14 protein-coding genes and 1 pseudogene are annotated in these 12659 nt (G+C 72.2%); 4 read left to right on the top strand and 11 right to left on the bottom strand.

Annotated elements, in window-relative coordinates; all coding sequences use genetic code 11:
• Positions 1-255: 255 nt before the first annotated feature.
• The 5 genes and pseudogenes from AB0761_RS18300 to AB0761_RS18320 form a co-directional block, all read right to left on the bottom strand.
• Positions 256-1383, bottom strand: coding sequence for an MFS transporter (locus AB0761_RS18300; protein ID WP_377270131.1), 1128 nt, complete (start codon positions 1381-1383; stop codon positions 256-258).
• Positions 1380-1970, bottom strand: coding sequence for a TIGR03086 family metal-binding protein (locus AB0761_RS18305; RefSeq protein ID WP_377270132.1), 591 nt, complete (start codon positions 1968-1970; stop codon positions 1380-1382). Before AB0761_RS18305 ends, AB0761_RS18300 begins: the two co-directional genes overlap by 4 nt.
• A 5-nt stretch (positions 1971-1975) precedes the next feature.
• Entirely contained in the window at positions 1976-2410 is a 435-nt protein-coding gene (gene paaI, locus AB0761_RS18310; RefSeq protein ID WP_377270133.1) for a hydroxyphenylacetyl-CoA thioesterase PaaI, read from the bottom strand.
• A gap of 96 nt (positions 2411-2506) precedes the next feature.
• Positions 2507-2656, bottom strand: coding sequence for an FAD-dependent oxidoreductase (locus AB0761_RS18315; protein WP_377274202.1), 150 nt, complete (start codon positions 2654-2656; stop codon positions 2507-2509).
• Between the two features lie 76 nt (positions 2657-2732).
• Positions 2733-3038, bottom strand: a pseudogene (locus tag AB0761_RS18320) (hypothetical protein); the annotation flags it as partial.
• Positions 3039-3268: 230 nt separating this feature from the next.
• On the opposite strand from AB0761_RS18320, the gene AB0761_RS18325 reads away from it, so the two are divergent.
• On the top strand, positions 3269-3943 hold the full coding sequence (locus AB0761_RS18325) for a Crp/Fnr family transcriptional regulator (RefSeq protein WP_055586256.1): 675 nt from the start codon (positions 3269-3271) through the stop codon (positions 3941-3943).
• Positions 3944-4118: 175 nt separating this feature from the next.
• Here the strand turns inward: AB0761_RS18325 and AB0761_RS18330 are convergent, their stop codons facing one another.
• The 4 genes from AB0761_RS18330 to AB0761_RS18345 form a co-directional block, all read right to left on the bottom strand.
• The gene (locus AB0761_RS18330) at positions 4119-4940 is read right to left on the bottom strand and encodes an MBL fold metallo-hydrolase (RefSeq protein ID WP_377270134.1); all 822 of its coding nucleotides are present in this window, start codon (positions 4938-4940) and stop codon (positions 4119-4121) included.
• Positions 4937-5818 (bottom strand): NUDIX domain-containing protein, encoded by an 882-nt coding sequence (locus AB0761_RS18335; protein WP_377270135.1) that lies wholly within the window; start codon positions 5816-5818, stop codon positions 4937-4939. The genes AB0761_RS18330 and AB0761_RS18335 overlap by 4 nt, the downstream gene beginning before the upstream one ends.
• Positions 5819-5900: 82 nt before the next feature.
• Complete coding sequence (locus tag AB0761_RS18340) at positions 5901-6368, bottom strand: RidA family protein (protein ID WP_377270136.1); 468 nt, start codon at positions 6366-6368, stop codon at positions 5901-5903.
• Positions 6365-6523, bottom strand: a complete 159-nt coding sequence (locus tag AB0761_RS18345) for a DUF4177 domain-containing protein (protein ID WP_358762969.1) — start codon at positions 6521-6523, stop codon at positions 6365-6367. The genes AB0761_RS18340 and AB0761_RS18345 overlap by 4 nt, the downstream gene beginning before the upstream one ends.
• A gap of 215 nt (positions 6524-6738) precedes the next feature.
• Between AB0761_RS18345 and AB0761_RS18350 the strand changes: the two genes are divergently transcribed.
• Positions 6739-7794 carry an ArsA-related P-loop ATPase gene (locus tag AB0761_RS18350; RefSeq protein ID WP_377270137.1) on the top strand — a complete coding sequence of 352 codons (1056 nt, stop codon included), beginning with the start codon at positions 6739-6741 and terminating at the stop codon, positions 7792-7794.
• A complete protein-coding gene (locus AB0761_RS18355; protein ID WP_377270138.1) occupies positions 7791-9020 on the top strand; it encodes an ArsA family ATPase in 1230 nt (409 codons plus the stop codon). The genes AB0761_RS18350 and AB0761_RS18355 overlap by 4 nt, the downstream gene beginning before the upstream one ends.
• 32 nt (positions 9021-9052) lie before the next feature.
• On the opposite strand, the gene AB0761_RS18360 is transcribed toward AB0761_RS18355, so the two are convergent.
• Positions 9053-9370: a WhiB family transcriptional regulator gene (locus AB0761_RS18360; protein ID WP_377270139.1), complete on the bottom strand. Its 318-nt coding sequence runs from the start codon at positions 9368-9370 to the stop codon at positions 9053-9055.
• A gap of 380 nt (positions 9371-9750) precedes the next feature.
• Here AB0761_RS18360 and AB0761_RS18365 point away from each other — a divergent pair, with 380 nt between their 5' ends.
• Complete coding sequence (locus tag AB0761_RS18365) at positions 9751-12006, top strand: transglycosylase domain-containing protein (protein ID WP_377270140.1); 2256 nt, start codon at positions 9751-9753, stop codon at positions 12004-12006.
• Positions 12007-12092: 86 nt separating this feature from the next.
• Here AB0761_RS18365 and AB0761_RS18370 read toward each other — a convergent pair whose 3' ends face one another.
• Positions 12093-12554: a GatB/YqeY domain-containing protein gene (locus AB0761_RS18370; protein ID WP_377270141.1), complete on the bottom strand. Its 462-nt coding sequence runs from the start codon at positions 12552-12554 to the stop codon at positions 12093-12095.
• Positions 12555-12659: the final 105 nt, after the last annotated feature.

Genomic DNA, 12659 nt, shown 5'->3' on the forward strand with positions numbered 1-12659 from the left:
CCCCACATGAACAGCGACCCGCCAGCGTACCGCTGCATCGTTCACGTACGAGGCCCACCGCCGGACGCCCCGGGGGAGGCAGCGCGGTCGCGGCAGCCCGATGTCGCCTTCGTTCCCATCCGTGATCTGCCGACCACCTCGGTGGCGCTGGTCTGGCGCACGGCCGAGGAGAACGCCCGGATCCGGGCCGTCGCGGGCTGCGCCGGGCAGCCGGCGCGCACCCCCGCCGCCGGCCGCACGCCTCCAGAGAGCCGGTCACCACGGCGGTGTGACCGGCAGCGGGCCGGTACGGCGGGACTCCGCCCAGGCCAGCGGTGCCGCCGCGGCCACCAGGACGGCCACCAGGGCCATCGAGCCGCCGAGCCCCAGCAGCCGCGAGGCGGCGCCGACCGCCAGTGCGCCCGCGCCGGTACCGGCGTCGACGGCCATGTTCCAGGCAATGCCGGCCCGGTCGCGTCCGACCTGGCCGACGGTCGCGAACAACGACACCAGGGTCTCGTTCTGCAGCGCGCCGAAGCCCACGCCGAGGAGCACCGCCGCCGGCAGCGCCGGGCCCAGGGCCCCGGTGGCGATCCCTCCCGTCCCCAGCGCCGCCAGGGCCACCGCGGGGGCCAGCAGGCGTCCGTCGCCGATCCGGTCGGCGACGGCGCCGGCAGCCAGCCGCCCCAGGACCATGGCGGCGCTCAGCGTGAGCAGCACCGCGGGTGCCGCCCCCGGCGCGGTCAGCACCAGGGCCAGGAACGAGGTGACGCCGCCCAGCGCCCCGGCGACCACCAGCATCAGCAGCAGCGGGGCGAACGGCATCCTCGGCGCGGCGGCTGCCGGCCCGGGTGCCTCCCGCGGCCGCTCGGTGATCGCCGCGGCGAGCGGGGCGGCGAGGACGGCCGGAACGGCGGCGCCGAGGAAGACCGCGGTGAAGCCGAACCGCTGGGCGCACCACAGCCCCAGCGGCAGGCAGAGCACCTGGGGAAGCCCGGCCGCCGCCCCGTACCAGCCGATCGCCGAGGCCTGGCGGCCCGGCTGGGCGAGCTCCGCCGCCAGAACACTGCCGGCCACCACCGCCAGGCCGAATCCGGTGCCGCGGACCGCCGACACGGCGAGCACCCACGGCAGCGCGGCGGACAGCGGATAGGCCGCGGTGGGCAGGCCCAGCAGCAGCGACCCGACCGCCAGCAGCCGCCGCGCGCCGAACCTCGGCATCAGCCGCCCCATGCACAGCTGCACCGCCACGGTGGCGGCCATCGCGGCACCGGTGGTGGCCCCGGCGCCGAACGCCGAGGACCCACCGGTCGCGGACCAGAGCGGCACCAGCGCCGGCATCGGCGCCCAGGTGGCGAAGGCACCCAGGGCGGCCAGCAGCAGCAGCCGGAAGTCCCGGGTCATGCAGGCCAGGCGGGAGAGCGCCCCAGCATGGCCAGGATCCGGTCCAGCGGACGGCCGTCGGCGATCGCCAGGGCGGGCTGGAAGGAGGCACCGGGTCGCCGCCGGTTGTCACCGTCCGGCACCTCCTCGGCGTAGGGCAGCACCGCAGCGAGCAGGTCGTCGTCGAAGGGGGCGGGGACGCCGATGGACGCCGCCACATCCCAGCCGTGCACCACATAGTCCACGAAGTGGAAGCCGATGGCGGTGCGGGCCGGGAACATCTGCCCGCCGCGCACCTCGGGCAGCCAGAACCGGCCGTCCAGCACGCCCTCGCGGGCGAAGGCGGCGACGACCCGGGCGGACGAGGCGCGGAAGGCAGCGGACGGATCGTCGCCGAAGTCGCGGTCGGCCCAGGCCGCACGGTCGGTGAGCTCGCCGTCGGCGGCGGCCGCGAAGCCGTGGTTCTGGCCGATCATATGGGCGAGCAGCCGCCGGAGTGTCCATCCGGTGCAGGGGGACGGCACGTCCAGCCGGCCGGGGTCGACCTGGTCGACCAGGGTCTCGGTGATCTGCAGGGCCCGGCGGTCCCAGGGGCGGATGTCGGTCATGGCGGTCACCTCGGCTGGGCGGGGGAGGGCTGTCCGGGGAGCGACTGGCTCTGGCCGCGGAACTCGGCGATCACCGTGCCGTCCGCGCGGCGGACGGTGACGTCGTAGATGCCGCTGCGTCCGAAACGGGAGCGTTCCACCGCCTCGGCGGTCAGGTGGTCACCGGGCCGGGCCGGTCGCAGAAAGGTCACCTGCGCGGACTGGGCCACGGTGGTGGTGCCGCGGGTGTTGCAGGCATAGGCGAAGGCCACGTCCGCCAGCAGGAAGAGATAGCCGCCGTGGGCGGTGCCATGGCCGTTGACCATGGTGTCGGCCAGGAGCATCCGCGCGGTGGCCCGGCCCTCGGAGACCTCGTCGACGGCGATTCCCAGCTGATGGCAGGTCAGGTCGGTGGCGTACATGGCCTCGGCGCAGCGCTGGGCGGTGCCGGCCGCATCCACATCGCTGGTGATGGTGGGCTCCCCGGGGTGAGTCGTCGCTGGGGCGGCCGGCGCACCCGTTCCGGGCACACCGGCCGCCCATGGCTCTGTTTGACGCTACATCAGCCGATGGTGATCTTCGGCGGCCGCCCGCAGGCCGGAGCGGATCGCCCCCTCCATCAGGCCGAAGAACTCGGTGCTGGTCTCGGTGCCCGTCCAGTGCCCCCGCCGTGCGGCGTGGTGAGGTGCGGGCCGGCCGTGAGCCAGTCGCCGGTCCGAACAGCGCGCCGTAGCAGCCGCGGCTGTACTCGTCGTTGATCCAGTCGGTGACGTGGTAGCCGATCGGGTCGGGCAGTCCCGGGAACAGCCGCCGCGCCTGCGCCAGCACGGCCTCCCGGGCGCTCGTGGCGTCCAGTGCGGCGAAGCTGCGTGCCTCGCTGCCGGTGACGAATCCGGTCAGGACGCCGACGCCGCCGGGAGGAGAGTCGTCCACCGTGGACAGCAGCGGCCCGTCCGAGCTCACCGACCAGCCGGAGAGGCCCTGGTTGCGCCAGACCGGCCCGCACGATCCACGAATCGCCCCATAAGCCGGACGAATCACCGCAGGTCGACCGGGGCTGGGCGGGCTGCCCTGCCATGTGGTGTACATGCGGCGTTCGCACTGAACCCCGGCGGACCCCCCGTTCGGTGCCCGCGAGGATACGCCGCACAGGCCCGGAAGCACCCCTCCCGAGGCAACTGATCGGGGCCCGGGGGCGCCCAGGACCCACCCCTCCTCATATGATCGACAATGAATGCGTCATCCTTGTGACTGATCGCACTGTTTCTCCGTCGTGCATGATGGGGAGCCGGACAGACCGGCCGAACAGGAGGAAGCTCGTGGACGATGTTCTGCGGCGCGCCCCGCTCTTCGCGGCACTCGACGACGAGCAGTCGGCGGAGCTGCGCGCCTCGATGACCGAGGTGACCCTCGCGCGCGGCGAATCGCTCTTCCACGAGGGCGACCCGGGCGACCGCCTCTATGTGGTGGTCGAGGGCAAGATCAAGCTGCACCGGGCCTCCCCGGACGGCCGCGAGAACATGCTCGCCGTCCTCGGCCCCAGCGAGATGATCGGTGAGCTCTCCCTCTTCGACCCGGGCCCGCGCACGGCGACCGCCACCGCGCTGACCGAGGTCAAGATGCTGGGCCTCGGCCACGGCGACCTGCAGCCCTGGCTGCACGCCCGGCCCGAGGTCGCCATGTCGCTGCTGCGGGCCATCGCCCGCCGGCTGCGCAGGACCAACGACAACATGTCGGACCTGGTCTTCTCCGATGTTCCCGGCCGCGTCGCCAAGGCCTTGCTGGACCTCTCCCGGCGCTTCGGTGTGCAGTCCGAGGAGGGCATCCACGTGGTGCACGACCTCACCCAGGAGGAGCTGGCCCAGCTGGTCGGCGCCTCCCGGGAGACGGTCAACAAGGCCCTCGCCGACTTCGCCGGCCGTGGCTGGCTGCGGCTGGAGGCCCGCGCGGTGATCCTGCTGGACGTCGAGCGTCTCGCCCGCCGCTCCCGCTGACGCGCCCACCGCGGCGCACAACAACCTGAGGGCCTCCCGGCAGCCGCCGGGAGGCCCTGGTGTTCCACCCGGCCGCCACCCCGCGCCGGGCCGCTACCCGGCGCCGGGGCGCCCAGCACGGCGCCCGGGCCGCCGCAGGGCAACCCCGGATCAGCGCTCCCCGGCTCAGCGCCCCCTAGATGAGCCCGTGCTCGTCCAGGTAGTCCAGCTGGGCCCGCACCGACAGCTCGGCCGCCGGCCACAGCGCCCGGTCCACATCGGCGTAGACATGTGCCACCACCTCCGCCGGAGTGCGGTAGCCCGCCTCCACCGCGGTCTCCACCTGCGCCAGCCGGTTCGCCCGGTGCGCCATGTAGTACTCCACCGCCCCGAGCGCGTCACCCAGCACCGGACCATGGCCGGGCAGCACCCTCGTCACCCCGTGCTCGGAGGCGAGGTCGCGCAGCCTGCGCAGCGAGTCCAGATAGTCGCCGAGGCGGCCGTCCGGATGGGTGACCATGGTGGTGCCCCGGCCCAGCACGGTGTCACCGGTGAGCACCGCCCCGTCCGCGGGCAGATGGAAGCAGAGCGAGTCCGAGGTGTGGCCGGGGGTGCCCACCACCCGCAGCTCCAGCCCGCCGGTGGTGACGGTGTCGCCGTGGTGGAGCCCCTCGCCGCCCAGCCGCTGCGCCGGGTCGAGCGCCCGTACCGGAGAGCCGGTGAGCTCTGCGAAACGGGCGGCGCCCGCCGCATGGTCGGCATGGCCGTGGGTGAGCAGGGTCAGCGCGATCCGCCGGCCGCGCTCCTCGGCGGTGCGCAGCACGGTACGCAGATGCCCCTCGTCCAGCGGGCCCGGATCGATCACCACCGCCAGGTCGGAGCCGGGCTCGGAGACGATCCAGGTGTTGGTGCCGTCCAGCGTCATCGGGGAGGGGTTGGGCGCCAGTACGCAGACCGCGCGGTCCGTCGCCGGGCCTCCGACCCCGGGCAGCGGTGCGCCGGGGATCACGCCGCTCACCGTGCACCGCCCTCGGCCGCCGGGAGGACGCCGTCCAGGGTCAGCCGCTCGTACCCCGGCCAGCGCACCGTCACCCGGTCCCCGTCCACCCGGAACCGGGCCATCACCGGTGCCAGGCTGCGGGAGGCCGCGGTCTCCAGCACGGCCTCCGGGGTGCTCAGCGGGGCGAGCTCACGCAGCACGGTGATGGTCGGCGGCAGCATCCCCAGCCGTCCCGCCTCGAACCCCTGCAACGCCTCCGCCGGGTCCATCCAGACCACCCGGTCCGCCTCCCCGGTGGAGTCCGCGGCCCGCTGGCCACTGGGCAGCACCGCGGCGAAGAACCAGGTGTCGTAGCGGCGCTCCTCGAACTCGGGGGTGATCCAGCGCGCCCAGCCCCCCAGCAGGTCGCTGCGGAGCACCAGTCCGCGCCGGGCCAGGAACTCGGCGAAGGAGAGCCGGTGTGCCTCCAGCTCGGCCCGGTCCTGCTGCCACTCGGGTCCGGAGGTGTCGGCGACGACCGACTCGGCGTCCGGCCCGGCCAACAGCACCCCGGACTCCTCGAAGGTCTCGCGCACCGCGGCGCAGACCACCGCCTGGGCCACCGACCGGTCGGTGCCCAGCCGCCGCGCCCACTCCTCCGGCGGCGGACCGGCCCAGCCGATCCGCCCCTCGCCGTCCCGCGGGTCCACGGCACCGCCGGGGAAGGCGTACATCCCGGCGGCGAACGCCATCGTGGTGCGGCGCCGCAGCAGGTAGGCCTGCAGGCCGCTGCCGGTGTCCCGCAGCAGCACCACGGTCGCCGCCCGGCGCGCGGGCACCGGCTCGTACTCGCCTGCCGCCAGCGCCCTGATCCGGGCCGGCCAGGACGGCGGCATCGCCATGTGCTGATCACCCATGGGGCGGATGCTACGGCCCCGCGCCCGGAAAGCGAACGGGTCGCTCTCTGCGGGGCGGGGCCGGGACGGTCCTCGCGACGGCTCAGCCTGCCGAGACGCGGACCTGGATCTCCACCTCGACCGGGGCGTCCAGCGGCAGCACCGCCACGCCGACCGCGCTGCGGGCGTGGACACCCGCATCGCCGAAGACCTCGCCGAACAGCTCGCTGGCGCCGTTGACCACACCGGGCTGCCCGGTGAAGTCCGGGGCGGAGGCGACAAAGCCGACCACCTTGACGACCTGCTCGATCCGGTCCAGGTCGCCGATCACCGACTTCACCGCGGCCAGCGCGTTCAGGGCGCAGATCCGGGCCTGGGCCTTCGCCTCCTCGGCGGTGACCTCGCCGCCCACCTTGCCGGTGACGGCCATCCGCCCCCCGGTCATCGGCAGCTGGCCCGAGGTGAGCACCAGGTCACCGGAGCGCACCGCGGGCACATAGGCCGCCAGCGGCGGGACGACCTCGGGCAGCGTCAGCCCCAGCTCGGCCAGCCGGCTCTCCACCTTGCTCATGCCTTCTCCCGCTTGAGGTAGGCCACCAGCTGCTCGGGGTTGTTCGGCCCGGGCACGACCTGCACCAGCTCCCAGCCGTCCTCGCCCCAGGTGTCCAGGATCTGCTTGGTCGCATGCACCAGCAGCGGCACGGTCACGTATTCCCACTTGGTCATGGGGGGACTCTAACGGCTGCCGGATCCGCTCCCGCGGGCATCCTGGCCGCCGCTGTGAGGTCCGACACAAAAGGCTGCAAATCCCCTCGGCCTCCGAGGGCTTCCCCGCATCCGCGCGGTCCGGTGGTTACGCTCGCCGCGTGGGCCCTCCCCCGTTCGGGCAGGCGTCCCACAGCAGGACGATCCGGATGGAGCAGGGCGGGATGAGGTCGAACATGGCGCACACGCAGGAGGGGGGATCGGACTGGGAGGGGGTCCGACTGCATGTGGTCAGCGGCAAGGGCGGCACCGGGAAGACCACCGTGGCGGCGGCCCTGGCCCTGGCCCTGGCCGCCGAGGGCCACCGCACCCTGCTGATCGAGGTCGAGGGCCGGCAGGGCATCGCGGAGCTCTTCGGCATCGCCGCGCTCCCCTATGAGGAGCGCCGGATCGCCTCGGTCTCCCCGGCCCGGCTGGGACTGCCCGGAAACGGCACCGGCGAGGTGTTCGCCCTGGCCATCGACCCGGAGCAGGCGCTGCTGGAGTACCTCGACATGTTCTACAAGCTCGGCCGGGCGGGGAAGGCGCTGAAGAAGCTGGGCGCCATCGACTTCGCCACCACCATCGCCCCGGGGCTGCGCGATGTGCTGCTCACCGGCAAGGCCTGCGAGGCCGCCCGGCGCAAGGGCCCGGACGGCCGCCGCGCCTATGACGCCGTGGTGATGGACGCCCCGCCGACCGGGCGGATCACCCGCTTCCTCAATGTCAACACCGAGGTGGCGGGGCTGGCCCGGTTCGGGCCGATATACAACCAGGCGCAGGCGGTGATGCGGGTCATCAGGTCCGCCGAGACCGCCGTCCACCTGGTCACCCTGCTGGAGGAGATGCCGGTGCAGGAGACCGTGGACGGGGTCGCCGAGCTGCGCGAGGCCGGACTCCCGGTGGGCGGCATCGTGATCGACATGGTCCGTCCGCCGCTGCTGGACGACGCCGCGGTACGGGCCGCCGACGGCGACCACCGCGCGGAGGTCGCCAAGGCGCTGGTCGACGCCGGTCTGGCCGGGCGGTCCCGCAGCGCCCAGGCCGTCCGCACCCATGTGGAACCGCTGCTGGACCCGCTGCTGGAGCAGGCCAGGGAGCATGCGGAGCGGGTGCTGCTGGAGCGCGAGCAGCGGGCCGAGCTGGCACAGCTCGACCTGCCCTCGTACCAACTGCCCTTGCTGGGCGAGGGCGTGGACCTCGGCGGCCTGTACCGGCTGGCAGCCGAGCTGAAGAGGCAGGGGGCGGCGTGACCGCGAAGACCGAAGCGGCGACGGCGGGGCGGCCGGAGCCGGAGAGCGCACTCGACATCGACGCACTCCTCGACGACCGGGAGACGCGGATCATCGTCTGCTGCGGCTCCGGCGGCGTCGGCAAGACCACCACCGCGGCGGCGCTCGGGGTGCGCGCCGCCGAACGCGGCCGGCGGGTGGTGGTGCTCACCATCGACCCGGCGCGGCGGCTGGCCCAGTCCATGGGCCTGTCCGAACTGGACAACACGCCCCGCCCGGTGAAGGGGGTCGCGGCCACTAACGGCGGTGAGCTCTGCGCCATGATGCTGGACATGAAGCGGACGTTCGACGAGATCGTCATCGCCCACTCCGATCCGGAGCGCGCCCGGACCATCCTGGAGAACCCCTTCTACCAGTCCCTGTCGGCCGGCTTCGCCGGAACGCAGGAGTACATGGCGATGGAGAAGCTGGGTCAGCTGCGCGACCGTGACGAGTGGGACCTGATCGTCGTCGACACCCCGCCCAGCCGCTCCGCGCTCGACTTCCTGGACGCCCCCAACCGCCTGGGGTCGTTCCTGGACGGCCGGTTCATCAGGGTGCTGATGGCGCCGGCCAAGGTCGGCGGGCGCGGCGCGATGAAGTTCCTGGGCGCCGGGATGGGCCTGGTCACCGGAGTCCTCAACAAGGTGATCGGGGCCCATGTACTGACGGATGTGCAGACCTTCGTGACCGCACTGGACTCCATGTTCGGCGGCTTCCGGGAGCGCGCCGACCGCACCTACCGGCTGCTGCAGGCGCCGGGCACCGCCTTCCTGGTGGTGGCCGCTCCCGAGCGCGATGCGCTGCGGGAGGCGGCGTACTTCGTCGACCGGCTGGCCGCCGACCGCATGCCGCTGGCCGGGCTGGTCCTCAACCGGGTGCACACCACCGGGGCTCCGCAGCTCACCGCAGAACGGGCACTGGCGGGCGCGGAGACCCTGGAGGAGAACGGAATCGGCGACGGCGCGAGCACCGTCGAAGGGACCACCGGGGAAAGCCACTCCGCCGCCGAGGCCGTGGCCGCAGGGCTGCTGCGGCTGCACGCCGAGCGGATGCAGGTGATCGCACGCGAGCGGCGCACCCGTGACCGCTTTGTCTCGGTCTACCCCGATGTCCCCATCACCGAGGTCGCCGCCCTGCCCGGAGACGTCCACGACCTGGACGGACTCCGGGAGATCGGCGCGCGGCTGAGCATCACCCCGGCCTGAGGGGACAGGGCCCACCCCGGCGGGTGGGCCCCTCAACCTGCCTGTGCGAAGTCGGGAGTACCGACGCCCACCGACTGCTCGTACTCGGTCCGCGCGGTCTCCAGCAGCCTGCGCCACGAGGTGACCGTGGGCCGCCTCCGCAGCAGCGCCCGGCGCTCCCGCTCTGTCATTCCACCCCACACGCCGAACTCGACGCGATTGTCGAGGGCGTCCGCCAGGCACTCGGTGCGCACCGGGCATCCGCTGCACACGGCCTTGGCGCGGTTCTGCGCCGCCCCCTGGACGAAGAGTTCGTCCGGATCACTCGTGCGGCAGGCTGCCTGCGCACTCCAGTCGTCAACCCAGCTCATGCTGGCGCCGTCCTCTCCCGAATCGAGGCTCCCCCACGGCGGCAACGGCATATTCACCGCTGCCAGTTGAGGACGTTACGGAAGAACGGCAGGTTGCAACAGCCCCTCGGGGCCCAATCTCGAATGGCCCGAACGGACTATGGGTGCCTGGGAGATCACTCGCTGGAGTGACCGCAGCCTGGAGGCCACTTGAGGGCTCCGGCAGAGGCTTCGGGGACCTTCGGCCGGCAACTACTCCTGGCATATGTCGCGATCCGGACAGATCTCATCACCCACAAGAGTGAGTGCTGAGGGATGGCTCAAGTTGTCGCAACCTTGTGACAAGCCTAAGCGAACATATGCCCAGCTGTCCGGGATTCGCAGGACGTAGTCTGTCCCCCATGGCACAGAAGCGCTCGGGATCCCCCCTGGACAAGGCCAAGCTCGCCGTGTACTTCGCCGGCGCAAGCGTCCTGGCCGGCGTCCTCGCCGCCGGACTGGCCCTGCCTGCGGCAGGCGCACTCGGACTCACCGCCAAGAACACAGCGGAGAGCTTCAACAGCCTCCCGGCGAACTTCGAGGCCCCCACCCTCTCGCAGGCGTCGTACATCTACGACGCCAAGGGCGGGCTCATCGCCAAGGTGTACGACCGGGACCGCACCATCGTGAAGTTCGAGGACATCGCCCCGGTGATGCGCCAGGCCCAGGTGGACATCGAGGACGCCCGCTTCTACCAGCACGGCGCCGTCGACCTCAAGGGCGTGCTCCGCGCCGCCACCAAGAACGCGGAGTCCGGCAGCACCGAGGGTGCCTCCACCCTCACCCAGCAGTATGTGAAGAACGTCTTCGTCGAGGAGGCCGGCGACGACCAGAAGAAGTTCCTGGAGGCCACCCGGCAGACCGCCGGGCGCAAGATCCAGGAGCTGAAGTACGCGATCACGGTCGAGGAGAAGCTCACCAAGGACCAGATCCTCACCAACTACCTCAACATCACCTTCTTCGGGAACGGCGCCTACGGCATCGAAGCGGCCTCCAACCGCTACTTCAGCAAGCACGCCAAGGACCTCACCCTCCCCGAGGCCGCGATGCTGGCCGGCCTGGTGCAGAACCCGTCCGCGTACGACCCCACGCTCCACCCGCAGGCCGCCAAGGAGCGCCGCGACACGGTGATCCAGCGGATGGCCTCCCTCAAGCACATCACCGAGGCCCAGGCCCAGCAGGCCATAGCCACACCGCTGAAGCTGAAGTACTCGCCCCAGCAGAACGGCTGCATCACCGCCAAGAAGGGCGAGGGCTTCTTCTGCGACTACGTGCGCAATGTGATCAAGACCGACCCGGCCTTCGGCAAGACCAAGGCGGACCGCACCAAGCTGCTCTCCCGCGGCGGTCTGAAGATCTACACCACCCTGGACCCCGCGGTCCAGGCCGCGGCGAGCTCGGCGGTCACCGGCAAGGTCCACGCCAGTGACTCGGTCGCCTCGGCGATCACCATGATCAAGCCTGGCACCGGGCGGATCCTCGCGATGGCGCAGAGCCGCCCCTACGGCCTGAACGCCAAGCAGCACCAGACCCAGGTCAACTTCAGCGTCGGCAACGACCTCGGCAGCGGCGGCGGTCAGCCGGTCGGCTCGACCTTCAAGCCGGTCACCGCGGCGGCGGCGATCGAGGGCGGTACGCCGCCCGACCAGGTGCTCCCCTCGCCCAACAAGATGGCCTACCCGACCATGACCACCTGCAACGGCCAGTGGGTGGCGAACGGCGACAGCACCCAGAACGAGAGTGTCAGCGAAAAGGGCCCCTACTCCATGCAGGTGGCCATGAACAAGTCGGTCAACACCTACTTCGTCCAGCTGGAGCAGAAGATCGGCCTCTGCCCGGTGGCGACCATGGCCGGCAAGCTGGGCCTCGGCACCCAGGCCAACGGGCAGAAGCTGCAGCAGCTGGCGTCCATGACCCTGGGCGTCCTCAACTACTCGCCGCTGCAGATGGCCGACGCCTACGCCACCTTCGCCGCCCGCGGCACCCACTGCGACCCCGTCGCCGTCACCGCGGTCACCTACGGCACCAAGCGGCTGGCGGTGCCCAAGGCCAACTGCCAGCAGGTGATGACGGAGAAGACCGCCGACACCATCAACACCCTGCTGCTCGGCGTGACCCAGGACGGTACCGGTACCAAGGCCGGCCTCACCGACCGCGACAGCGCGGGCAAGACCGGTACCACCGACGCCGCCGGTTTCACCGGCCCGATGAACGCCTGGTTCACCGGCTACACCCCAGACATCGCCGCCTCCGTCTGGCTGGGCGACCCCAACCAGGGCCACACCATGCTGAACATCACCATCGGCGGCCAGTACTACACGCAGGTCTTCGGCGCCGACGGTCCCGGCCCGATCTGGAAGGCAGCCGTCTCCCAGGCCCTCAGCGGAACCGCGCCGTCGTCCTTCAACCGGGTCTTCATCCCCGTGCCCAAGCCGCCGGAGGACAAGAACAAGGACAAGAACAAGGGCGGCCAGGCCATCGCCGGCCAGATCGCCGGTGCCACCAACGGCGGCATCACCCTGCCGCCGGGCTTCATCGGCGGGAACACCGGCGGAAACACCGGCGGCCGCAACGGCCGTGCCGGAGGCACCACCACCAACCCCACCACCGGCCCCTGATCGCACAGCCGGCCCCGCACAGCGCGGAAGGGGGCACCCCGGTTCTCCGGGGTGCCCCCTTCCGCTGTGCACGGGCCGACGACACGTCAGCCGCTGAGGGCCTGCTTCACCACGGCGGCCACCCGGCCGCCCTCGGCACGGCCGGCGACCTTGGGGTTCACGATCTTCATCACCGCACCCATCGCCCGGGGCCCCTCGGCGCCACCCGCCGCGGCCTCCTTCACCGCCTCGGCCACGATCGAGGCCAGCTCCTCGTCGCCCAGCTGCTGCGGCAGATAGCCCGCCAGGACCTCGCCCTCGGCACGCTCCCGCGCGGCCGAGTCGGTGCGGCCCGCCTGGGCGAAGGCGTCGGCCGCCTCACGCCGCTTCTTCGCCTCGCGGGTGATCACCTTGAGCACCTCGTCGTCCGAGAGCTCACGGGCCTCCGTACCGGCCACCTCGGCGTTGGTGATCGCGGTCAGGGTGAGCCGGATCGTCGCGGAACGGAGCTCGTCCCGGGCCCTGATGGCAGAGGTGAGGTCCTCCTGCAGCTGCTTCTTGAGCGTCATGCCCCACATTGTGCCTGCCCGGTCCTGGTGCCGCCGCGTATTAAGGCCGCGGTGCGCAACCCCGCACCGCCCCTGAACGTCGTACTCCGCGAATAAGTCGGACCA

Source organism: Peterkaempfera podocarpi, from assembly GCF_042466665.1.
Taxonomy (GTDB): domain Bacteria; phylum Actinomycetota; class Actinomycetes; order Streptomycetales; family Streptomycetaceae; genus Peterkaempfera; species Peterkaempfera podocarpi.